Annotated in this window: 27 protein-coding genes and 1 other RNA gene; 18 read left to right on the top strand and 10 right to left on the bottom strand. The window is 53.6% G+C overall.

The window, feature by feature from the left end:
* The first annotated feature begins 142 nt into the window (after positions 1-142).
* Complete coding sequence (locus HOJ08_11275) at positions 143-328, top strand: DUF1192 domain-containing protein (GenBank protein ID MBT5674008.1); 186 nt, start codon at positions 143-145, stop codon at positions 326-328.
* A 721-nt stretch (positions 329-1,049) separates the two neighbouring features.
* Entirely contained in the window at positions 1,050-1,496 is a 447-nt protein-coding gene (locus HOJ08_11270; protein ID MBT5674007.1) for a DUF1465 family protein, read from the top strand.
* 91 nt (positions 1,497-1,587) lie between these two features.
* Here HOJ08_11270 and rpmE read toward each other — a convergent pair whose 3' ends face one another.
* Positions 1,588-1,812 carry a 50S ribosomal protein L31 gene (gene rpmE, locus HOJ08_11265; protein MBT5674006.1) on the bottom strand — a complete coding sequence of 75 codons (225 nt, stop codon included), beginning with the start codon at positions 1,810-1,812 and terminating at the stop codon, positions 1,588-1,590.
* 246 nt (positions 1,813-2,058) lie between these two features.
* Between rpmE and HOJ08_11260 the strand changes: the two genes are divergently transcribed.
* The gene (locus tag HOJ08_11260; GenBank protein MBT5674005.1) at positions 2,059-3,888 is read left to right on the top strand and encodes an ATP-binding cassette domain-containing protein; all 1,830 of its coding nucleotides are present in this window, start codon (positions 2,059-2,061) and stop codon (positions 3,886-3,888) included.
* Here the strand turns inward: HOJ08_11260 and HOJ08_11255 are convergent.
* The 9 genes from HOJ08_11255 to HOJ08_11215 all read right to left on the bottom strand — a co-directional run bounded on the left by HOJ08_11255 (position 3,885) and on the right by HOJ08_11215 (position 11,682).
* Positions 3,885-5,189, bottom strand: a complete 1,305-nt coding sequence (locus HOJ08_11255) for a peptidoglycan -binding protein (GenBank protein MBT5674004.1) — start codon at positions 5,187-5,189, stop codon at positions 3,885-3,887. The genes HOJ08_11260 and HOJ08_11255 overlap by 4 nt on opposite strands.
* 18 nt (positions 5,190-5,207) lie before the next feature.
* Positions 5,208-6,374 carry a flagellar motor protein MotA gene (locus tag HOJ08_11250; protein MBT5674003.1) on the bottom strand — a complete coding sequence of 389 codons (1,167 nt, stop codon included), beginning with the start codon at positions 6,372-6,374 and terminating at the stop codon, positions 5,208-5,210.
* 120 nt (positions 6,375-6,494) lie between these two features.
* Positions 6,495-7,427: an OmpA family protein gene (locus HOJ08_11245; GenBank protein ID MBT5674002.1), complete on the bottom strand. Its 933-nt coding sequence runs from the start codon at positions 7,425-7,427 to the stop codon at positions 6,495-6,497.
* A gap of 146 nt (positions 7,428-7,573) precedes the next feature.
* Positions 7,574-8,404: an inositol monophosphatase gene (locus HOJ08_11240; protein MBT5674001.1), complete on the bottom strand. Its 831-nt coding sequence runs from the start codon at positions 8,402-8,404 to the stop codon at positions 7,574-7,576.
* Positions 8,405-8,412: 8 nt separating this feature from the next.
* Positions 8,413-8,982, bottom strand: a complete 570-nt coding sequence (gene efp, locus HOJ08_11235; protein ID MBT5674000.1) for an elongation factor P — start codon at positions 8,980-8,982, stop codon at positions 8,413-8,415.
* Positions 8,983-9,086: 104 nt separating this feature from the next.
* Positions 9,087-9,752, bottom strand: a complete 666-nt coding sequence (locus HOJ08_11230; protein MBT5673999.1) for a thiamine phosphate synthase — start codon at positions 9,750-9,752, stop codon at positions 9,087-9,089.
* 12 nt (positions 9,753-9,764) lie between these two features.
* Positions 9,765-10,193 carry a hypothetical protein gene (locus tag HOJ08_11225; GenBank protein MBT5673998.1) on the bottom strand — a complete coding sequence of 143 codons (429 nt, stop codon included), beginning with the start codon at positions 10,191-10,193 and terminating at the stop codon, positions 9,765-9,767.
* A gap of 27 nt (positions 10,194-10,220) precedes the next feature.
* Complete coding sequence (locus HOJ08_11220; GenBank protein ID MBT5673997.1) at positions 10,221-11,150, bottom strand: class I fructose-bisphosphate aldolase; 930 nt, start codon at positions 11,148-11,150, stop codon at positions 10,221-10,223.
* A 97-nt stretch (positions 11,151-11,247) separates the two neighbouring features.
* Complete coding sequence (locus HOJ08_11215; GenBank protein MBT5673996.1) at positions 11,248-11,682, bottom strand: hypothetical protein; 435 nt, start codon at positions 11,680-11,682, stop codon at positions 11,248-11,250.
* A 197-nt stretch (positions 11,683-11,879) separates the two neighbouring features.
* On the opposite strand from HOJ08_11215, the gene HOJ08_11210 reads away from it, so the two are divergent.
* The 15 genes from HOJ08_11210 to pal all read left to right on the top strand — a co-directional run bounded on the left by HOJ08_11210 (position 11,880) and on the right by pal (position 22,082).
* On the top strand, positions 11,880-12,116 hold the full coding sequence (locus tag HOJ08_11210) for a hypothetical protein (protein ID MBT5673995.1): 237 nt from the start codon (positions 11,880-11,882) through the stop codon (positions 12,114-12,116).
* An 11-nt stretch (positions 12,117-12,127) separates the two neighbouring features.
* The gene (locus tag HOJ08_11205) at positions 12,128-12,463 is read left to right on the top strand and encodes a cell division protein ZapA (protein MBT5673994.1); all 336 of its coding nucleotides are present in this window, start codon (positions 12,128-12,130) and stop codon (positions 12,461-12,463) included.
* Between the two features lie 12 nt (positions 12,464-12,475).
* A non-coding RNA gene (ssrS, locus tag HOJ08_11200) (6S RNA) lies at positions 12,476-12,632 on the top strand.
* 49 nt (positions 12,633-12,681) lie between these two features.
* The gene (locus tag HOJ08_11195) at positions 12,682-13,320 is read left to right on the top strand and encodes a 5-formyltetrahydrofolate cyclo-ligase (GenBank protein MBT5673993.1); all 639 of its coding nucleotides are present in this window, start codon (positions 12,682-12,684) and stop codon (positions 13,318-13,320) included.
* Entirely contained in the window at positions 13,320-14,138 is an 819-nt protein-coding gene (locus tag HOJ08_11190; GenBank protein ID MBT5673992.1) for a YmdB family metallophosphoesterase, read from the top strand. Before HOJ08_11195 ends, HOJ08_11190 begins: the two co-directional genes overlap by 1 nt.
* 119 nt (positions 14,139-14,257) lie before the next feature.
* On the top strand, positions 14,258-15,004 hold the full coding sequence (locus HOJ08_11185; GenBank protein MBT5673991.1) for a YebC/PmpR family DNA-binding transcriptional regulator: 747 nt from the start codon (positions 14,258-14,260) through the stop codon (positions 15,002-15,004).
* A gap of 42 nt (positions 15,005-15,046) precedes the next feature.
* Entirely contained in the window at positions 15,047-15,577 is a 531-nt protein-coding gene (gene ruvC, locus HOJ08_11180; GenBank protein ID MBT5673990.1) for a crossover junction endodeoxyribonuclease RuvC, read from the top strand.
* Entirely contained in the window at positions 15,574-16,215 is a 642-nt protein-coding gene (gene ruvA / locus HOJ08_11175) for a Holliday junction branch migration protein RuvA (GenBank protein MBT5673989.1), read from the top strand. The genes ruvC and ruvA overlap by 4 nt, the downstream gene beginning before the upstream one ends.
* An 11-nt stretch (positions 16,216-16,226) precedes the next feature.
* Positions 16,227-17,297: a Holliday junction branch migration DNA helicase RuvB gene (gene ruvB / locus HOJ08_11170; protein MBT5673988.1), complete on the top strand. Its 1,071-nt coding sequence runs from the start codon at positions 16,227-16,229 to the stop codon at positions 17,295-17,297.
* Positions 17,294-17,719, top strand: a complete 426-nt coding sequence (gene ybgC, locus HOJ08_11165) for a tol-pal system-associated acyl-CoA thioesterase (GenBank protein MBT5673987.1) — start codon at positions 17,294-17,296, stop codon at positions 17,717-17,719. Before ruvB ends, ybgC begins: the two co-directional genes overlap by 4 nt.
* 27 nt (positions 17,720-17,746) lie before the next feature.
* Positions 17,747-18,475, top strand: coding sequence for a protein TolQ (tolQ, locus tag HOJ08_11160; GenBank protein ID MBT5673986.1), 729 nt, complete (start codon positions 17,747-17,749; stop codon positions 18,473-18,475).
* The gene (tolR, locus tag HOJ08_11155) at positions 18,476-18,955 is read left to right on the top strand and encodes a protein TolR (protein ID MBT5673985.1); all 480 of its coding nucleotides are present in this window, start codon (positions 18,476-18,478) and stop codon (positions 18,953-18,955) included. It abuts the gene before it with no gap.
* 9 nt (positions 18,956-18,964) lie between these two features.
* Positions 18,965-19,852: a hypothetical protein gene (locus HOJ08_11150; GenBank protein ID MBT5673984.1), complete on the top strand. Its 888-nt coding sequence runs from the start codon at positions 18,965-18,967 to the stop codon at positions 19,850-19,852.
* A 143-nt stretch (positions 19,853-19,995) separates the two neighbouring features.
* A complete protein-coding gene (gene tolB / locus HOJ08_11145; protein MBT5673983.1) occupies positions 19,996-21,348 on the top strand; it encodes a Tol-Pal system protein TolB in 1,353 nt (450 codons plus the stop codon).
* A 224-nt stretch (positions 21,349-21,572) separates the two neighbouring features.
* Entirely contained in the window at positions 21,573-22,082 is a 510-nt protein-coding gene (pal, locus tag HOJ08_11140) for a peptidoglycan-associated lipoprotein Pal (GenBank protein MBT5673982.1), read from the top strand.
* Positions 22,083-22,111 lie beyond the last annotated feature (29 nt).

Genomic DNA, 22,111 nt, shown 5'->3' with positions numbered 1-22,111 from the left:
AAGATTCCGTGCCCGGGCCGCTGCCACATATGTGGCAATGGACTTGGCACCATCATATAGTTTCTATGGCTGATGGACAAATGCTTCTGTCATATGTGCCATCTGGCCGTAAAAACGGCAGAATTCCAGGAGAATTGATGCAATGGATGAAGATTTAGCCCCCCCCCAAAAGCCGACAGGCTTGGTGCCCCGGGTATTTGACACGCTATCGATCGAAGAATTGACTGATTATATCGTGCAATTAAAGGCCGAAATTGCTCGGACCGAGACGGCCATTGGGCAAAAACAAAATGATCGGATGAGCGCGGAAACTATTTTTCGCAAATAATATTTATAAAATTGGTGGATTATATGGGATTAGCCCCAATACCTTAACAAATACCGGAAAAAATGTGTGGTTTGTTAAGGCGCGATTAACCAATGCGTCTTATTCTCATACCTACGCAATTCCCGTCAAGAATTGCCCATTGGACATAGTCCAATCCTTTTGACGCCTCCCTGTTAAACTTTCAGCCGCCCTTCGGGGCGGCTGTTTTTTTGGTTTTTTCTCTGCATTTGCCCGGGCGCGTGTGCGGGATGGATTGGGGGATGGCCATTATGGTTAACCAAACCTAACTATTGTTTTGACTCATTTTCTGCGCCGTTATACGGTCACAAGAGACCGGAAGGTTTAACAGGTCGAGGCTCATAATTAAAAGAGTCGCCTCAGGCAAATGCGCGGGGCGGCTCTTTATAATTGTGGGCCATATAATTGTGGGCCATGTTTTTGGAACCCGGTTCGCAAAAACCCCGGTTCGCAAAAAACAGCAAAAGACTTCGGTGCACATTGGCCCGAAGTCTTTTTTAATGAGGCGGAAACCCAGTCCTTACGCGGTGAAATATGGTTAACACATTGATATTCATTATTAATTACGAACTTTTTTCGTGAATCTGCTCTCCGAGCGGTTTATTTCTTGTTAAGAAACTGTTAATCTTTTCGAAGAGTTGGAGGGCGCTGGGAACCGCTAGGATCCGAAGTGCCATTAAGCGTAAAGCGTAGGGAGCACAAAATGCAGGAACAGGGCGCACCCAAAATTTTCTCAAAAACCTTTGAAGAAGCGATGGATCTTTTGATCGAATCGCGCGACTACATTGCCTTTGAAGAAAAAATTGATAGTGCCTCCTTAGGCATCGCAGAGCAACTCTGCACGACGCTGGAAACAACCCGGCTCACTTCAAGGGTGATAAACCTTATGACGTGGTTTTTAGCGCGCAGAGCAGTTCATGAAGGTGAGATCGAGATGGAAGAATTTCTCGATGAATACCGGCTGGATCAGCGTTCTGTCCTGTTCAGCAATGACGAACGCACGTTGAAGGGTTTGTCGGAACATTTGGTCGAACTGATGGAACGCAGCGAAGCATTTTATCAGCGTGTGTCCCGTCTCGACGCATTGACCGGCAATGCGTCCAATATTCCAGATCGCACGAATGGCGATCCATCCCTGACTATTCACTGATTACAATCCAATAGAAAAAGGCCGGTCAATCAAACCAGCCTTTTTTGGGGGCGGAACAGGTTTCCGCCCTTATTTTTTGCTATTTTTTTGGCTAGGACTTCAGTCCAAGACCCTGGAAGCGCTTGTTGAACTTGGCAAGCTGGCCACCGGAATCAATCAGGCGATGAACCCCGGTCCATGCAGGATGGGATTTAGAATCAATATCGAGCTTCATGGTATCGCCAGCTTTTCCCCAGGTTGAGCGGGTCTTGTATTCGGTCCCGTCAGTCATGACCACGGTGATTTCGTGATAATCAGGATGGATGTCTTTTTTCATGGCGAAAGCCTCGTTGGGCCGCAATGCGGCGAATAACTGTATAAAAGAGGGCTCTTTCTATCGAAATCGGACGATGATTGCAAGGGGTCTAAACTGAGTGACAGCAAGTTTGATGAAAGCCCCCCAGAACATATTAGAAAATAAGGGTGAATCTGGACGCGCGAAGGACTACATTACGGCCAAATACTGGCCCAAATATTAGAAATATAAGAACGGGATCGCCTAAATATGACCAAACCATCATCAATGTCAGATAACGCTACGAAAAGTGACGGAGAGCGCCCCCGTGGGGTGCTTCGGGATTTGGTCATTTTGTGGCGCTATGTGGCCCCCTATCGATGGGCCGTTGCGGGCGCTGTCCTGGCGTTGACCACAGCGGCCTTGACGGTTCTGGCCTTGGGACTTGGTCTCAGGACATTGGTCGATGATGGGTTTTCAACCAACAATGGCGGCTTGCTGGATCAGGCGCTGTTTGCCCTGTTTGGGGTGATTCTGGTTTTGACCATTGCCACCTATTGTCGCTATTCCCTTGTGTCCTGGCTTGGGGAACGGGTGGTTGCCGATATTCGAAAACAGGCGTTTTCTCATATTTTGACTTTGGATGCGGGGTTTTTTGAAACCATGCGGGTGGGTGAAGTCCTGTCGCGCATTACCACCGACACCACGTTGCTTCAGGTGGTGATCGGGTCTTCGGCATCGGTTGCCATGCGAAACTTTGTGATGCTGATTGGTGGTTTGGTCATGCTGGCTGTGACCAGTTCAAAACTGACCTTGATGGTTGTCCTGTTCGTGCCCATGGTCGTTTTTCCGATCATTTTTATTGGTCGCAAGGTGCGCAGCCTTTCGCGCACCAGCCAGGATCGCATTGCCGACATTGGGGCCCATGTGGAAGAAAGCCTGAATGCCATTGGGACCATTCAGGCGTTCTGCCATGAACACCGTGATGGCCGCATCTTTTCAGACCGGGTTGAAGATGCCTTTGGTTCGGCCATCCGCCGTGTGCGGGCCCGCGCCTTCATGACGGCCATCGTGATCATGTTGGTGTTTGGCGGCGTTGGCGTCATCTTGTGGATCGGCGGTCACGATGTATTGACGGGCAAAATCAGCGCGGGCGAACTGTCTGCATTCGTCTTTTATGCCGTGCTGGTGGCCGGTTCCACCGGTGCCATCAGCGAGGTGATCGGTGACCTGCAGCGTGCTGCAGGTGCGATGGAACGGCTGGGTGAATTGCTGGTGACCGAACCTGCGATTGCGGCTCCGGCCAACCCTGTCACGCTGCCGTCGCCTCCGCTTGGTACAGTGACGTTTGAAAATGTTGCCTTTCATTATCCCGCACGCACCGATTATGCCGCCCTTGATGATTTTACCTTGCAGGTGACAAAGGGCGAAAAGATTGCGCTGGTGGGGCCATCAGGCGCGGGCAAGACCACGGTGTTCCAACTGCTGCTTCGGTTTTATGATCCCGACCGTGGGTGCGTTACCTTTGATGGCGTGGATATCCGTGATGTGGCCCCCGGTGCATTGCGCGCCCATATTGGGCTGGTGGCCCAGGACCCGGTTATTTTTTCGGCCTCCGGCATGGAAAATATCCGATATGGCCGTCCCGATGCATCCGATGAAGACGTGCGCGTTGCGGCAGCTGCGGCGGCGGCAGACCAGTTTTTAGACCAGTTGCCAGAAGGCTTTGATACCTATCTTGGGGAAAAGGGCGTCAGGCTTTCTGGCGGACAACGCCAGCGTATTGCCATTGCCCGGGCCATTTTGCGCGATCCGGCCTTGTTGTTGCTGGATGAAGCGACCAGTGCGCTGGATGCAGAAAGTGAACGATTGGTTCAGGCGGCCCTGGAAAAATTAATGGTCGGCAGAACCTCCATTGTGATTGCTCATCGCCTTGCGACGGTACTAGAGGCGGATCGAATTGTGGTCATGGATGAAGGCCGGATTGTTGCCACAGGCAGCCATGATGAACTGATGGCAAAGGATGGGCTTTACAGGCATTTGGCTGAACTTCAATTTGATGGTGATCGGGGCCGTGTTAATAAAGCAGAAACCGGTAGCGCAGAAGACGGGGCCTAGCGCTGGGTAAATTTCAGTTCAATGCGGCGATTGCGGCGATAGGATTTTTGATCGGTGCCCGCAACAAGCGGCTGATAGGGGCCGAACCCGGTGGCCGCCAGACGCAAGGGGGGGATGCCTTCCTTAATCAGAAAACGCACCACTGAAAGCGCGCGCGCTGTCGATAATTCCCAGTTCGAGGGAAATTTTCGGGTCTTGATGGGGCGGACATCGGTGTGGCCATCAACCCGCAATATCCAGTCAATGCCTGCGGGAATTTTGGGCGTAATGTCCTTGAGGGTGCGGGCCAGATTCTTGATTTGAGATTTTCCGGCATCGTTCAGGGCCGCATCACCGCTGCTGAACAGGACCTCAGACTGGAAAACAAACCGGTCTCCGACAATGCGGATGCCGCTTTTTTCACCCAGCACTTTTCTTAGCTTGCCAAAAAATTCAGATCGATACTGTGCCAGTTCTTCCACCTTGTTTACCAAGGCTTCATTCAGGCGTTTGCCAAGGTTGACGATCTGGATCTTTTGTTCTTTTGTGGCTGCTTCTGAAATTTTCAGCGCCTCTGATATGCGCGCCAGTTTATTCCGAAGTGCCGCGATCTGTTCATTGAGAATGGTAACCTGGCTGCGTTGGGCCAGTTCTTGTGCGCTCAGGGTTTCAATGCGCAGGTCCCGGGCTTTAAGGTCTGTTTGTGCCAAAAGGGTGCGTTCATTAGAATCAGCCAGCCGGGTTTCAAGTTTTTTGCTGCGGTCGCGCAACAATCCGGCTTCGGTTTCCGAATTTTTTAAATCCGCTGCCATTTGCCCAACTTGTGTTTCCAGTTTTTTGCGCAAATTCCTTAAACTTTCGATATCCGCTTTCAGGCTGGCGACTTCCAAAAGCCTGAGCCGGATGGTTTCCTTGCCTGCGGTGACCTCTGTCAGGGCCGATGCCAGTTGGTCTTTGAGCGTTTGCGCATCCCGTGCGGCCTGTTCAGCCGTGGCTTGCATCTGGGAGAGACGAAGGCGTAATTGATCACGGTTCGTGTTCGAAGATTGTAATTCGCCAGATAACCGGGTGACGGTGGAACGCAATTCAGCACCGGCTTCGCGTTCCAGTGCCAGCATTTGGGACAGTTCGGTGATGTTGATTTCAAGCCGTCGAAGCGCTTGGTCGCGCCCGGCCAACTGGTCGGAAAGAAAAAACTGTGCCAACACAAAGACGGTCAGCAAGAAGATGATCACCATCAAGAGCGTCGCCAGCGCATCAACGAATCCTGGCCAGATGTCGGGGCTTGCAGAAGATCTGCGGCGGCGGGAGGAGGTGCTCATGGTGCGCGAGACCGGTGCCTAATCCTTGCCGGCGGCAATGGTCCGGGAAAGGATTTTGATCTCAGAACGTATTTCATCCACTGCTTGGGCGCGCCCCGATGATCCTTCTTCCAGCAATCGGGCCAGATAGACTTCCATGTTGCGAATGTGCCCACGGGTGGCATCGTCTAAAACGTTGTTATCTTTATCCAGTGTATTTGAAAGCCGTGCCAGAAGCGGTTGCAGTTCCAATTGGCTTTCGGCCAGTTTGACCAAAAGCGATTGTTCGGACCGCATCTGATCGGTCAATGTGGAAAGCTTTTCGGAAAGCTGGTTCACGGCATTGTTGGTGGTGATGCGGCTTTCTTCCCCCCGTGCCAGTGTGCTTTGCAGTGAATTCAGGCCTTCCGCTGATTGCTCCAGCAGGGCCTGAACGTAATCGGGCATGGTTCCATCGCCTTGGCCCTGGATCATGGGGCCGGGTGCGGAAAGCCGCGTCAGGCTGGAAAGCCATTCTTCAAAATCATTATAGAAACGGTTTTGTGCTTGGCCCGATTGCAGATCAAGGAAGCCAAGGACCAAAGACCCTGCAAGGCCAAAGAGCGAGGAGGAAAATGCCGTTCCCATGCCGGTCAGCGGTGCTGCCAGGCCTTCTTTTAATCGGGTGAACACGGCCGCCATGTCGCCATTGCCAAGGTTGAGGCCACCAATGACTCCGGAAACGGAATTAATGGTAATCAACAAACCCCAGAACGTGCCCAACAGGCCCAGAAAAATCAAAAGGCCAATTAGATACCGCGAAAGTGCCCGGGATTCATCAAGACGTGAATCAATGGAATCAAGCAGGGATCGCATGGAACTCGTCGTCAGGCGCAGGCTTCCGGTTGGGTCCCCCAGAAGCGTTGCCACCGGGGCCAGAAGTTTGGGTTCGGGAATGCTCTCTAGGCCATTATTGCGGCCATTGGAATGCCCCCTGCCATCGCGTGCATTTTTTGTGGCTTCAATCCAGGCGGCTTCGCGGCGCAGGATGAAGACCTGGCGGAAGACAAAAACAATGCCAAACAGAAAGACACTGAGGATCAGCCCATTAAGGGGGGCATTGGCCATAAAGGCCTTTGACAAAGATGGGTATAGAACGCCTGCCAGAACAGCGACAACGCTAACAAAACCTGCCATGCGGACAAGATAGGGTTTCAGTTTGAACATTACCGGGTTCCCGATGCCATCATACTTTTTATCGGACCATTCGTATTGGTCGCACCATTGTTATTGGCGTCGTTGGCGTTATTGGCCCTAAATGTGTCATCAATCGGGCAGACTGAAACGTCACCGTGCGATCACGGAAAGATCAACCCTGTCAGGTGGGCCACTGGGAACTTTATCGCCAAGGGCGCGGACATCAATGCGGGTGGATCTGACCCCTTCCTTAATAAGGAAAGACCGAACCGCCAAAGCGCGGCTTAGGGAAAGACGCCGCGCCTGAGATGATTTGTTCTCGCCGCCTTTAGCGTAGGCTCTTAGTTGCAGCCGCAAAGCATTATCCTTTTTCATGGCCTGAACGATGGCCTTGAGGTCAGGGACGCTCTTTTTGGGCAGGCTTGCGCTGCCGGCAGCAAACGCCAAACGATGGCTGGAGCCCGATTTGGGAAGGGATGCGGCCTGCTTCGGGGCGGCCTGCTTCGGGGCTGCCTGCTTCGGGGCTGGCATTTTCGGGGCTGGCTTTGATTGTTTTACAATCGGTTTGCTAATGAGCGGCTTGCTGGTGACATTGGTGCGGGGTGCCGGGGTCACGGGTGGTGTATCGGCAAGTGTCGCTGTTTTTCCCCGACCGACCAATTTGGGCGCCGTGATAGGCGCAGAAACCGATTTGCGTTGGGCAGGTTTGCGCGTTGCTTTACGGGCCGCTTTACGGGCTTTGCGGATTTTACGTTGCGGCTTTTTCAGTTTTGCGCGGGGCATTTGTCCCGGCGGATACAAGGTGATCCGGCCCGCATCTCTGGGAGAGCTGCCCGGGAATAATAGACCTTTTGTTGTGCTGGTACCGCGCTCAAGATCGCCAAGAACGGAAAGGTTCACGATAACCGGGTCGCCGCCGGGCTTGCCCAGCATAATCGTCTGTGCGTTTGACGGTTGATTGAACGCCGCGATCACAAAAGCCACAACAAAGGCCTGGGCCAGAATTGTATAAACGGTGTGCAAGCGCGGTTTTGATTTACAGCGAGAAAATCTTAAAACACTGAATTTGGCCGTCGACGTCATGGTCAATTAATCCCCTTGTGACGCTACCCATGATCACGATCTGGTGTTCACAATATTCCGAACCCCAATTTGTCGATAGAATAGACCAACGATGGTGGAACGAACAACCGCCTTGGAGGTTTCGCAGAAATTAGATTTTTGGGGGTCTAGCTCTTTTGATCCCGGGCATCGGTCAGGATGGTCAGGATTTCTTCATGAAGCAGGGAATTTGCGCCAAGGATTGTCCCTGATTTGAGCATGTCTGCGCCGCCTTTAAAGTCGGTGACGAAACCACCGGCTTCGCGCACCAACAGGATGCCTGCAGCCATATCCCAAGGTTTCAGGGCATCTTGCCATAATCCATCGCAATAGCCTGCGGCGACATAGGCAAGATCAAGGGCTGCTGATCCAAATTGCCTGATACCCGCAACCCGGCCCATGAGGGCCGCATTTTCTGCCAGAAACAGTGCTTGATCCCCGCGTTCCAAACCGGGCAGGCCTGAGGCAATAACCGAGCTTGAAAGGGTGCGCCTGCCGGAAACCCTGATTCTGCGGTCGTTCAGGTATGCGCCCTGGCCTTTTTCTGCCCAGTAGGACGTATCGTGGATCGGGTCATAGACCAGTCCTGCAACGATTTCAGAAATTTCGCGCCCCGCCGAAAGCCAGGTCCGTTCAACACCAATGGAAATACAGAAATGAGGAATGCCATGGAGAAAGTTTAGCGTGCCATCAAGGGGATCAACGATCCAGCAGTGTTCGCTGTCGTTGCCTTCGGTGGCACCGCCTTCTTCCATCAGCATGGAAAAATCGGGGCGCACGCGGTGCAATTCTTCCTTAAGTGTGGCTTCGGCTTTCAGGTCAGCATTGGAAACAAAATCTCCGGGCCCCTTGGTGGAAACCTGAAGCTGTTCTATTTCGCCGAAATCATGAATGAGACCGCGCCCCGCTATACGGGCGGCACGTTCCATAACGTTAATCAGGGGGGATTTAATAGTCATTGGTTAAATTAGTCCTTGGCCCGTTCCACATAGGTGGCATCAGCGGTGGCGATCACAATGCGCATACCCACTTCAATATGGGGTGGCACCATAACGCGCACGCCGTTTTCCACCTGGGCGGGCTTGTAGCTTGATGTGGCTGTCTGGCCTTTGATCACGGGGTCGGCTTCGGTGACTTCCATGGTGATGTGTTCTGGTAAAGCCACGCTCAGGGGTTCCCCTTCGTGGCTTTCCACATTAATCATCATGCCGTCTTGCAAGAAGGCTGCTTCGGACTCACCAATCAGGTTTTTACCGATGGTGATCTGATCATAGGTTTCGGTATCCATGAAGGTGAACCCCAAATCATCGGCAAAAAGGAACTGATATTTTTTTTGATCAAGCCGGACGCGTTCCACGTTTTCTGACGCCCGGAATCGTTCGTTTAGTTTGGTCCCATTGCGAATGTCTTTCAGCTCCACCTGAAGGTAGGCACCGCCCTTGCCGGGTTGGGTGTGCTGAATTTTGACCGCGATCCACAGGCGATCTTTGTGTTCGATGATGTTGCCGGGACGGATTGCATTGCCGTTAAGCCTCATAAGAGCACCTTAATATGGATGATAGGCGAGGAGGCGAACCTCCCCTTCAAATTGGGGGCGGAAGCTACCAGCAATGCTATCTTAAAGCAACGCTTGGTAATGGATTAAGTTTCAGATTTTTGGACGGCTTTAATGGCAGCATTCAGCGCTTTTACGCCTTCACCGGCGCCATCCTCATGGTTCCAGACCGCACTCAACACAGCGATGAAATCAGCACCCGCCTGGATCAGGGGTGCGCAGTTATCCGCTGTGATGCCACCAATGGCGACACAGGGCACTTCCATCATTTCCGTCCACCATGCCAGAAGGTCTGGTTCCGGGTGGGTGGTGGTTTCCTTGGATGTGGTGGGGTAAAAGGCCCCAAAGGCAACATAATCAGCGCCTTGTTCGGCCGCCGTCATGGCCAGATGGCGTGAATCATGGCAGGTCACGCCGATGATGGCATCATCGCCCATGAGCGCGCGGGCATCTTTATAGCTGCCATCACTTTGGCCGATATGAACCCCATCGCAACCCGTTTGGGCAGCAAGATCGGCACGATCATTCAGGATAAAGGCAACGTCGCGGGATTGGGCAATGGGGGCCAGTGTTTTGGCCGCATGAATGATGGCTGCATCATCAATGTTTTTAAGGCGCAATTGAACACAGGCGACATCCCCGCCATCAAGGGCCGCGGCAAGGGTGTCGGCAAAACTGTCCGGGTCCAGACGTTCAGGGGTAATCAGATAAAGTCTGGTTTCTGAATCTTTGGGTGTTTTCGTGTTTGGCATTTCAGGTTCAGCTTAGTGTTCAGCAGTGTCGTATGCGCGCCTTGGTTCCAGAATTTCAAGCCGGTTGCCAGCGGGATCAAAGATGAAAATCCGTTCCTGATGAAAATCGCGGGTTTCAGAATAGGCGGCGGTGGCTTCTTCGATGTCGATGCCGGCGGCCTTGAATTTTTCACGGGCGGCATCCAGATCGTCCACCTGGAACCCCAGATGATTGCGCAAATTCTTGTTGACGTCGGCCTGGGTAACGCCCCGGGCAACGCCCAGATGCAATTCATACCATGGCGTTTCTGAAATGCAGAAATGCGCCCCTTTGGGCCCCAGACTGTCGGGTTTTTTCAGCCGTTTCAGTTCCAGAAGCTCGCCATAAAACGTGATCGCTTCTTCTTCCTTTTCAGGGGGGACCTGAACGTTGAGGTGATCTATGCAGGTCAGGAATGTCATCACATTCTCCGTTTTTAAAAGCGCCCGTTATGCCTTGCCCTGATAAATGGCGACGATTTGGTCCAGCATGTCCAGGGCTTCTTGGCGGGGGCGTTGGAAGGTGTTGCGGCCGATGATGGAACCTGTGCCACCGCCATCACGGATGGCGCGCACTTCGTCGTAAAGCCCGTCCAGCCCCTTTGCTTCGCCACCGGAAAAGACCACCAGCCTGCGTCCGGCAAAGGAGGATTGAACCACGTGGGCGACCCGTTCGCTTAAGGTGGCTCGCGGGATGTTCCGGTCTTCGTAAACCTTTTTGGCGGCATCCAGTTCAAGCGCTTCGGTCGGGGGTTTGACCTTGATGATATGGGCACCCAGAAGGGCTGCCATATGTGCGGCATAGGCACAGATGTCGATGGCGGTCTCGCCGGGTTTGGTCAGGTCGCCGCCGCGAGGGTAGGACCACATCACCACAGCAAGGCCAACGGCTTTGGCTTCTTCGGCCAGTTCCCTTGCTTCTTCCATCATGTCAAAGGCAACATCAGAGCTTGGGTAAATGGTCAGTCCGATGGCCGAACAGCCAAGCCGGAGCGCATCACTGACAGAGCCGGTGACCGCTTGATCGGGGTTCTCTTTGAAGCGCGAAAGTGAGTTGGAGCTGTTTACCTTCAAGATGGTGGGGATGGAACCAGCAAAACTATCGGCACCCGCTTCAATCATGCCCAAGGGGGCGGCAAAAGCAGACAAGCCCGCATCAATGGCCAGCTTGAAATGATAATGGGGGTCGTAAGCATCCGGGTTGGGGGCAAAGGACCGTGCCGGCCCATGTTCAAAACCTTGATCCACAGGCAAAATGACCAGCTTCCCAGTGCCGCCAAGGCGACCTTGCATCAGAATCCGGGCAAGATTTGCTTTGGTCCCCGGGCTGTCACTTTCGTAGTTGCCAAGAATTTTTCTGACACGTTGGGTAACTTTCATGGTCCTTGCTTCTTTCTTCTCTGATGGCTTCTTTGGGTGTTCCAGAAATAACCCAGCCCCGGGCAGTTTGCAATCGCAGGGACAGATTTACGCCTCTTTATTTGCGGGTGTGTTTTGCGTGCAGCCAGTCAAGGGTTGTTCTTTGCGGATCGGGGGCATCCAGCAGGTCCAGTATGTGTGAATGGCTGTCTTTGCGGGCAGCGATAAAGGTCACCCCGGCCTTGTTGGCAATGGCAGCGATCTTTTCACGGGTCTTGGCGGGAAGCTTTGCCTGAATGGCCTCAACCCCGGCACGGATGGCCCCAAGGGCATGGCCCGGATGGGTGCCGCAATCCATCACGGCTTCGCTCTTATTGTCAGGATGTTCCGCGCGCGCGGCCCCAACCATGGCCATGAACCAGGCACATCCGGCATATCCCACCGCGCCTGGCGCACTCATCAGGCGGATTGGGATGGCTGTCTCATGGGCAGCATCCAGGGCTGCGCGGGCATGGTCAATGTTGTGAACGATGATGGTCGCGGGTTGGGCCACAGTTTTTCTTTCTAGCGGTTCAGGCCAATGTCTGGGAGGACCATTCTATGCCTGTGCATTTTTTTTGCACGCTTTGTGGCATAAATAGGCGCAATTTGTGGTGTCTTAGGTTGACGCTCTATGGGTTGGAGCCCTAATCTCTGGGCAAATGTCTGTCGGGGTAACCGACAAGACGATTTTTCTTTAAGGGAAGCCCAATGAGCGACTTGATCGCGGCACAGGAACAAATGGAAAAAGCCATTGCCCGTCTTGAGGCGGCAGTGGGTTCCCAGTCAGAAAATAACGAAACAAATTCTACAGATTCTGCGGTCGATAATGCCCTGTTGGGTGCGCGCGCCGATTATGAAAATTTGCGCAAGGTGACCGATAGCGTATCTGAGCGTCTTGATGCGGTCATTGATTGGCTTCGGTCAACCCTTGAAGAGAAAGCGTAGGGAGAGCGTTCATGGCCCATGTAGAAGTCAAAATCAACGGGCGGGGTTATGAGATTGCCTGTGATAATGGCCAAGAAGAGCACGTGGCCGAATTGGGCGATTTTCTGGATAGAAAAGTAGCAGAGCTTGCGGTGCGCATTGGCCAGGTCGGCGACAGCCGGCTTTTGGTCATGGCAGCCCTGTTGATTGCCGACGAACTATCTGATTCTTATGACGAAATATCTCAATTGCGTGAGGGTAACCCTGCCGCCAGTGTTGATAAGACTGCAAACACCAAAGCCGCAGATGGCTTTACCCTTCTGGCCCAGCGCATCGAAGATATTGCCGAGCACCTCGAACACGCCTAAGTTAGCCGCGGGCGGGCGCTGCCCCGTTTGTCAGGTCTCTATATTCCCTTGGCCAATAACACAGTCCTCGGGAGCTGTCCCTGCCAGAGCCTTGGTTCTGGCATATGGTGCCCACCTTAACATGAGGGCCTCGGAGAATAAGACAGACCAACGGCCGGGTGGCCCCGCCTATTTTCGTCCGCCCCTTTCATCTTTGTCACAACCTTAAAGAAGGCATCGTGCCCGGAACCAATCCCCCCCCTGATTCTAAAGCGCACCTGAGGCAGATTGCCCGCGATGCGCGCCGGGGGGCATTTTTGCGCTTTGCAGATCGCATGGGGGTCATTTTGACAGCCAATTTTATGGCGCGTTTTTCGCTTGGCCCCGATCAGGTGATTGCCGGGTACTGGCCGGTGGATGAAGAAGCAGATACGCGGGCTCTGATGACGGCCTTGGCCGAACGCGGCCATATTGTGGCTTTGCCAAAGGTCGTGCGTACGGGTGTGCCGCTGCGCTTTATTGAATGGCAGCCGGGCGATCCACTGCACCCTGGCTATAAGGGAATTTTAGAACCCGACGGGGCCGGGCGTGATGTGTCCCCTGACACCATTTTGGTGCCGCTGTTGGGGTTTGATGCCACCGGGACTAGGCTTGGCTATGGCGGTGGATTTTATGATCGCACCCTTGGGGCTCTTCGCAAGTCAAAGCGCGATACGGGTAAAAAGTGCCAAGCCATCGGCATTGCCTATTCAGCCCAGGAGGTGGACAGTCTTCCGAGAGCAGACCATGATGAACCTTTGGATTGGGTGGTCACTGAAACGGGCAGTCGCGCCCTGAGTGGTTCCAAACAAACGCGCGCACAAGGAGACAGCGTCTAGTGAAATTTCTTTATTGTGGGGATATCGTCGGTCGATCTGGCCGCCGGGTAGTGGTTGATCATGTGCCCCAATTGCGCAAGCGTCTGGGGTTGGATTTTGTCGTGGTCAATGGCGAAAATTCGGCGTCAGGGTTCGGGATTACCAGAAAAATTTGTGATGAATTCTTCGATGCCGGGGTTGATGTCATTACCACGGGAAACCACGCCTTCGATCAGCGGGAAATCATGGGGTTCATGGATTCCGATGGGCGGATTCTAAGACCTGCCAATTATCCGCCGGGCACGCCTGGCCGTGGGGCCACGGTTGTCAAAACCGCAGACGGAAAAGAGGTTCTGATTATTCAGGTCATGCTGCGCTTGTTCATGGAGGCGCTGGACGATCCGTTTCGTGCCCTTGAAGATGCACTGGCCAGCCATGAACTGGGCAAAAGCGTCGATGCCATCATCCTTGATATTCACGGCGAAGCGACCAGTGAAAAAGTGGCCATGGGGTTGGTCGCGGATGGTCGGGTTTCGATGGCGGTGGGCAGCCATTCCCATGTGCCAACAGCCGATAGCCGGATTTTGCCAAACGGCACGGCCTATCAGACCGATGCGGGCATGTGTGGTGATTACGATTCGGTCATCGGCATGGAAAAGGAAGAGGCCATCGCCCGGTTTGTGACGCGTCTCAGGCGGGATCGACTGTCGCCAGCATTGGGGGCTGGCACGATGTGCGGGGTTTATGTTGAAACCGATGATGTAACAGGCCTTGCCACCCGGGTGGAACCGGTGCGTCTTGGTGGCAAGCTTTCTCAGGTCGAACCAGATTTAAGTTAGGCTTTTGGCCCTTAAAGCTGGCTCTTGGACACCTTTGGTGGCATCATCTACAAGATGTGGTATAGAAACCGCAAATTGATCCCATAACCTAGATTCTCAACAACCTAGATATTGTTCCCATGGCTGGCCATTCCAAATTTAAAAACATTATGTATCGCAAGGGCGCCCAAGATGCGAAGCGCGCCAAGGTTTTCACCAAAATAGGTCGGGAATTGACCGTTGCCGCCCGTGCCGGACCGGACCCTGAGTTCAATGCGGCGCTCAGGTCCGCCATTGTGGTGGCCAAGGCTGCGAACATGCCCAAAGACAACATTGAACGTGCCATCAAGCGCGGTTCAGGTGGTGAAGACGGCGTTGTCTATGATGAAATCACCTATGAAGGCTATGGCCCGGGTGGGGTGGCATTGATTGTTAAGACCCTGACCGAAAATCGCAATCGAACGGCGGCAGAGGTACGCACGGCCTTTAGCAAACACGGCGGCAACATGGGTGAAACCGGTTCCGTTGCCTTCCAGTTTTCCCGTGTTGGGGCCATCAATTACGGCGCCGATGTGGGCGATGTCGATACGGTGTTCGAAGCGGCCCTTGAAGCCGGTGCCCAAGACGTGGAATCAGGCGATGAGGGCCACGAAATTATTACCGCAGTCGAAGATTTTGCCATTGTATCCGAAGCACTGGAAGCCAAGTTCGGCGCCGCATTGAGCGCCGGCCTGACGTGGAAGCCTCAGAACACGGTAGAAGTGAACGTGGAAAAGGCCCAGACCCTGATGACCCTGATTGAGGTGCTGGAAGACAATGACGATGTGCAGTCGGTTGCGTCGAACCTGGAGGTTTCCGATGAGATCATGGAACAGCTTGGTGGTTAAATCTGCCCATGTTTCCATGCACCCCTTGTGTGTGCGGCGATTATGCGGCTGATCGGCCTTGACCCCGGCCTTCGGTTTACCGGGTGGGGGGTTATTGATGTTGTCGATGGCAAGCTGACCCATGTTGCCAACGGGGTGGTGCAGCCCAATGCCAAGGCACCCATGGCAGAACGGCTGGCATTTTTATATGACGGGGTGAGCGCCGTCATTGGCACCCATACCCCAGAGGCTGCGGCCATTGAAGAAACGTTTGTGAACAGGAATGCCCAAAGCACCCTTGCTCTGGGGCTTGCGCGCGGTGTGGTGCTTTTGGCACCGGCCCGGGCCGGTTTGTCGGTGGCGGAATATGCGGCCAACAAGGTCAAAAAATCAGTGGTGGGTGCCGGACATGCGGGTAAGCAGCAGGTGATGATGATGGTGAAGACCCTTCTGCCCGCAGCAAAAATTGAAAGCGAAGATGCCGCCGATGCATTGGCCGTGGCCATTTGTCATGCCCATTATGGTGCAAGTGTGGGTTTGTTGGCAGAGGCCATACAGGCGGCAACGAAACGGGCGCCGGGGGTTGTTCAATGATTGCATCGTTGAAAGGCATTCTGGACAGCACCGGCGAAGACTGGGCCGTGGTGGATGTTGGCGGTGTTGGCTATCTGGTTTTTTGTTCCGGGCGCACCCTTGCGGCAATGCCGGCCCCCGGTGAGGCCGTTGCCCTTCGAATTGAAACCCATGTTCGCGAAGACCACATTCACCTGTATGGATTTGTCGCAAAAGTTGAACGGGACTGGTTTTGCCAATTGGTCACGGTTCAGGGTGTTGGCGCCCGGGTTGCGCTTGCCATTTTGGGTGTTTTAACACCGACCGAAATTGCCGGTGCCATCGCTACCGGGGACAAGGCAGCCCTTGGCCGGGCCAGCGGTGTCGGACCAAAATTGGCGAACCGCATTGCGACGGAACTGAAGGACAAGGCAGGGGTTCTGGAAATTGGCAGCTTTGATCCCGGATCAGTCAGTGCTGGCACAAAAGATGGGCCCAAAGGCGAGGGCGAGGGCAATGATCAGGTGATCGGGGATGCGGTTTCAGCATTGGTCCATTTGGGCTATGGCCGGACCGAAGCCTTTGGTGCCGTCATTGAGGCGTCCCGAACCTTGGGCGCGGATGCGGCTTTGGCGACGTTGATTCAGGCGGGACTTTCACGCCTTGGCACAGCGGCTTAAGGGAAGATGTGATGGACGAAAACCAGCCAGAAAACAGATTGGTTGACCCAGCATCTGAGGGCGATAACGAAGAAGCGTTGCGCCCGGAACGCCTTGCCGATTTTACGGGCCAGCGCCGGGTTTGTGATAATCTGGAAGTGTTTATTACCGCCGCCCGCGACCGCCAGGAAGCGCTGGATCATGTGCTTTTGTCGGGCCCGCCCGGGCTTGGTAAAACGACCCTTGCACGCATTGTGTCCAGGGAATTGGGGGTCGGCTATCACGGCACCTCAGGCCCGGTGATCGCAAGGGCGGGGGATCTGGCGGCGCTGTTAACGAACATGCAGCCCAGAGACGTTTTGTTCATTGATGAAATTCATCGCTTGCAGCCCGCAGTCGAAGAAATTCTCTATCCAGCAATGGAAGATTTCGAGCTGGATTTGATGATTGGTGAAGGGCCAGCTGCGCGAAGTGTGCGCATTGATCTGCCACCGTTCACCCTGATTGGGGCGACCACGCGGACCGGCCTGTTGACGACACCGCTCAGGGACCGGTTTGGCATTCCCTTGCGGCTTGATTTTTATGAGCCGGAGGATTTGAAAAAAATTCTGATCCGTGGTGCCAAGATTCTGGGTTTGGAACTGACCAAAGACGGGGCCGAAGAGATCGCGCGTCGATCAAGGGGCACGCCACGGGTGGCCAATCGTCTTTTGCGCCGGGTTCGTGATTTTGCATCCCTTTCAAAGGGCTCCGTAGTGGATGCCGCTGCAGCGGATGGGGCCCTTGACCGGCTTGAAGTGGACATGCGGGGTCTTGATGCTATGGACCGGCGGTATCTGATGACCATGGCGGAACATTATGGCGGTGGGCCGGTGGGGGTGGAAACCCTGGCCGCGGCCCTGTCAGAACAGCGCGACGCCATAGAAGACGTGATTGAACCCTATCTTTTGCAACAAGGCATGATCCAGCGGACCCCCCGTGGCCGGGCCTTAACCGAAGGCGGCTGGCGGCACCTTGGCCTTGTGCCTCCCACGACGACTCACCAGCTCCGGCTTTTGGATGATGATGGCCCGCAAACAGAGGGCGAAGAGGGAACGTCATGAATAAGCCATCATTTGGCCCCCATATTTTTAATCTTCGCGTGTATTACGAAGATACCGACGCCGGCGGGGTGGTTTATTATGCCAATTACCTGAAGTTTGCAGAACGCGGGCGCACAGAATATTTGCGAGATGCAGGGGTTTCTCATCGTGCCCTTGCAGCAAAAGAAGGAACACAGTTTGTGGTGCGGCGGGTAGAAGCAGATTTTAAAGCTTCGGCACATCTTGATGATGATCTGGCGGTTTGGACTGAAGTGACACTATCGGGGGGTGCGCAGTTTGTTATGGATCAGGTCGTAAAGCGCGGGGACGATGAATTGGCGCATCTTGTGGTGCAGATGGCTTGTGTCAATGCTGCGGGTCGCGCGACGCGCATTCCGGCAGATGTTGCGAAGCAGTTTTCAGAATTAAAAGTTCAACGGTAAATCAGGACAAGGCGGGGTAAAGAGACAATGGAGCCATCGGCAATTCAAGCAGTATCTTTAGGCGGACAGGCGGCCATTGATGTCTCGGTCTGGGCGCTTTTTGTGAGGGCTGATTTCATCATCAAGGCGGTGATGGTCATGCTTTTGCTGGCATCCTTCTGGAGCTGGGCAATCGTTTTTGAAAAATATCGCCGCATTCGTCGGGTCGAAGCCGATGCCGATGCATTTGAGGATGCTTTTTGGGCCGGGGGATCGGTGGAGGATTTATTCGCACGCATTGGTGGGCGACCTAATGATCCCATGGAAAATCTTTTTGCATCCGCCATGCGCGAATGGGAGCGTTCCAGCGAAAAAGGATTGCTCGATACGGAATCTTCACGCGGCGCGCTGCAGGATCGAATTGAACGGGTCATGGAAACGACCATGTCGCGGGAAATGGAAGGCCTGGAGCGCCATATGATTTTCCTGGCATCCGTTGGGTCCACGGCCCCCTTTGTTGGTTTGTTTGGAACCGTTTGGGGCATCATGAACAGTTTTCAGGCCATCGCGCTTTCGAAAAACACCTCCCTTGCCGTGGTCGCTCCGGGGATTGCTGAGGCCTTGTTTGCAACGGCTTTGGGGCTTGTTGCGGCCATCCCTGCGGTGATTGCCTATAACAAATTTTCCACCGATCTCGGGCGGTATTCCGCGCGTATGGAAGGTTTTGTCAACGATTTTACGGCCATTCTTTCGCGCCAATTGCAGGAGAAAGGTTAAATGGGCGGCCAGCTTGCAACGCCAGCCAGAAGAGGCGGCAGACGGAAACACAGACGCGCCGGTGCCGGTCACGGCCCCATGAGCGACATCAACGTGACGCCCATGGTGGATGTGATGCTGGTTTTGTTGATCATCTTCATGGTGACAGCACCGTTATTAACTGTGGGTGTTCCCGTTGATCTGCCAAAAACCAAAGCATCGGTGATCACGGGGCAGGATGAACCTTTAGTGATCAGCATTGATCGTGAGGGCCGTATTTTTCTTCAGGAAACTGAATTGGAAATTGCATCTCTGGTTGCCCGACTGGTGGCGATCACCAAAAATAAACCCGACACAAGAATCTTTGTTCGTGGCGATCGTGCTGTTGCCTACGGGGACATCGTCACGGTCATGGGCACGGTCAGTGCGGCTGGTTTTAGTCGTGTCGCCTTGATTGCCGAATTGCCGTCGGTTCAGGGGCGCGGCAAGCGTCGGAAGTAGCGGGCTATCATGCGTAAAAGTGTCATATGGTCGGCATTCCTGCATTTTCTGGTGCTGTTACTGGTTGTGTTTGGTCTGCCACGGTTGTGGGATACTTCAGACCCGGTTGATGCCCCACGGATCGTTGAGATGGTGAAGATCTCTGAGAAAACTACGGCTAAGGAACGTCCTAAGCCCAAGCGCGCCAAGCCCAAAAAATCGCCTAAAAAAACGGCTGCCAAAAAGCCCAGAAAAACGCGTCGCAAACCCAAAAATATTCCAGAACCGCCTGACGTTAATCGCAAACTGGCACCGGATGCCGAAAAAGTGCCTATCCTGCCCAAGCCAAAGCGCAAAGTCGTCAAGAAGAAGAAAAAGAAAAAAAAGCGGGTGGTCAAAAAGCCACCCAAGCAAATCGCCAAGGTCAGGCCCCGGCGCAGGCCCCGGCCAAAGACGCGGGAAGATTTTGTGCGATCACTCTTGAAAGATGTTGCGCCCGAAGAGCGCTCGGCCAATCCCACCAAGAAAAAGGTGAAGAAAGCCGTTCCGCCAAAGCCGAAGCCGGAAAAAAAGGTTATGACGCGCGCGCCGTTGGGTGCTCAGGCAACAATCAGCGAAATCGACGCCATCCGGCGTCAGGTCGAGGCGTGTTGGAATGTGCCAGCGGGAGCGCAGAATGCAGAAAATCTGGTGGTCTCCATTCGGGTCTGGGTTAATCCCGACGGGACGGTTTCAAAGGCAACAATTATGGATAAATCGCGCATGGGATCAGAACCGTTTTTCCGTTCTGCAGCAGAAAGCGCCCTTCGGGCAGTCCTTAATCCCCGGTGCTCTCCCTTGCCAATACCACCTAAAAAATACGACAAATTCAAGGAACTGGTCTTGAGCTTTAATCCCAAAGAAGCAGCAGGGTCATAATTCCGCCATAGATCGAAAATAGAAAAAAGTAGATGATGCAAAAAGCCAAAATGAAAAAACATCGTAATGAACGGGGCACCATGAAAAAACACTCGCCAATGTGCATAAGGCCAAGAAACATGAAAACTGTATCTCTATGGTCCATGTCAGGTTGTGCATTGAGCCGCATATTTTGCGCGGCACTTCTGGCGATTGGGTTCTGTCTTGGCGGGGCATTTTTTGGGGCTGGCGCGAGGGCAGAATTACGCATTGATATTACCCGTGGCAAGGTTGAACCCATGCCTCTGGCCATCACTGATTTTTTGGGCGTCAGTGGGGATGAAAAAAGTACGGGCCGAAAAATCTCTGAAGTGCTGGTTGCAGATTTACAGCGCTCAGGCCTGTTTCGTGCCATTGATCCCAAGGCATTTATTCAAAGCCCCGAAGCCCTGCAGCTTCAGCCCCGGTTCGCAGATTGGCGTGCAATCAATGCCCAGGCCCTTGTCAGCGGTCGTGTTCATGCTCAGGCAGATGGTCGGCTCCGGCTTGAATTTCGTCTTTGGGATGTGTTCGCAGAACAACAAATGATGGGGCTTGCCTATTTCACCATGCCCGATAATTGGCGCAGGGTGGCCCACATCATTTCTGATGCCATCTATAAGCGGATCACCGGGGAAGATGGTTATTTTGATACCCGTGTTGTGTTTATTTCAGAAACTGGCCCGGCCAAGCGTCGCATCAAGCGGCTCTCCATCATGGATCAGGACAGTCATAACCTGCGTCATCTTTCCGATGGCAGCCATCTGGTGCTGACACCGCGTTTTTCTCCGACGGCACAGGAAATCACCTATCTTTCGTATTATCGAAATCGTCCCCGGGTTTATCTTTTGAACATCGATTCTGGTCGCCAGGAAGTTCTGGGCGATTTTCCGGGCATGACGTTTGCGCCACGGTTTTCCCCCGATGGCAATAAGGTTGTGATGTCGATGGCCGATAAAGGCAATTCGGATGTGTACACCCTTGATCTCAGAACCCGCCGGGTCCAGCGTCTGACCCGCCATCCTGCTATTGATACAGGCCCATCATTTTCACCGGACGGAAAGTTCATTGCGTTTGAATCTGATCGTGGTGGCGCGCAGCAAATTTATGTCATGCGGTCCAACGGCAAAAATGTTCGCCGCATCAGTTTCGGTAAAGGCCGCTATGCCACGCCTGTGTGGTCGCCCAGGGGGGATTTGATTGCCTTTACCAAATTGCGCAAAGGCCGGTTTTTTATTGGCATCATGCGCCCCGATGGGAGTGGTGAACGCTTGCTGACGGAAAGTTTCCTGGTGGAAGGCCCAACCTGGGCACCCAATGGCCGTGTTTTGATGTTTTTCCGTCAAACCCCCGCCGATGATCGGGGTCGCGGGGGTACGTCGAAACTTTATTCGATCGATATTACGGGCTATAATGAACGCGAAATTGTAACTCCAACTGATGCCTCTGACCCCGCATGGTCGCCTCTGATTCCCTAGATAACGGCCAATTGCCTAAAAGATAGGGGGTGCTTCTTTTTATGATGGCTGTTGTCACCTAGGCTATTGCGTTTTATAGTAATTTCCTGTTAACCAAGATAAGTTTACTTTGTTTACGGTGATTTAACTGTTTAGACACAGATTTAGGCCCGTTATCAACCCGGGCGGCATTATGAATATGTCTGCTCTTTACCCGAAATCTTCGAATGAGGGGGAATAAAAACATGGCTCTCAGATTTGTTAGCGTTTTAGCCGCGCTGTTACTCCTTGCTGCTTGCGAGACTGGTTCCTTTGGTGGGGCCGGTGATGGCAAAGGCGGCGCTGCTGGCGGTGCTGGTTCTGTTGAATCTGCAGGCAGCAACAACAAGGGCAGTTCAGAAGATTTTGTCGTCAATGTAGGCGATCGGGTTTTCTTTGGTTTTGATAAATATAGCCTGCAGCCAAAAGCTCGGGAAGTTTTGAAACGTCAAGCCGCCTGGCTTAAACGATATCCTTCCGTGGTTGTAACCGTTGAAGGCCATTGTGATGCGCGGGGAACGCGTGAATACAATCTGGCACTTGGCGAGCGTCGCGCTAATTCTGCGAAGAATTATCTCGTGGCACTTGGTGTCAATTCGAACCGGCTGAAGACCATCTCTTATGGTAAGGAACGCCCGGCTGTTGTTGGTTCCAACGCAGCGGCGTGGTCTCAGAACCGTCGTTCCGTTCTTGTTGTTCGCGCCCCCGGTAGCTAATCGGGGTCAGCGTCTCAAGTTTTAGGCGT

The sequence above is a fragment of the Rhodospirillales bacterium genome (assembly GCA_018666775.1).
Lineage (GTDB): Bacteria > Pseudomonadota > Alphaproteobacteria > SMXQ01 > SMXQ01 > JABIXC01.
The sequence above is the reverse complement of the archived record's forward strand: the minus strand, read 5'-3'. Positions and strand labels throughout refer to the sequence as shown.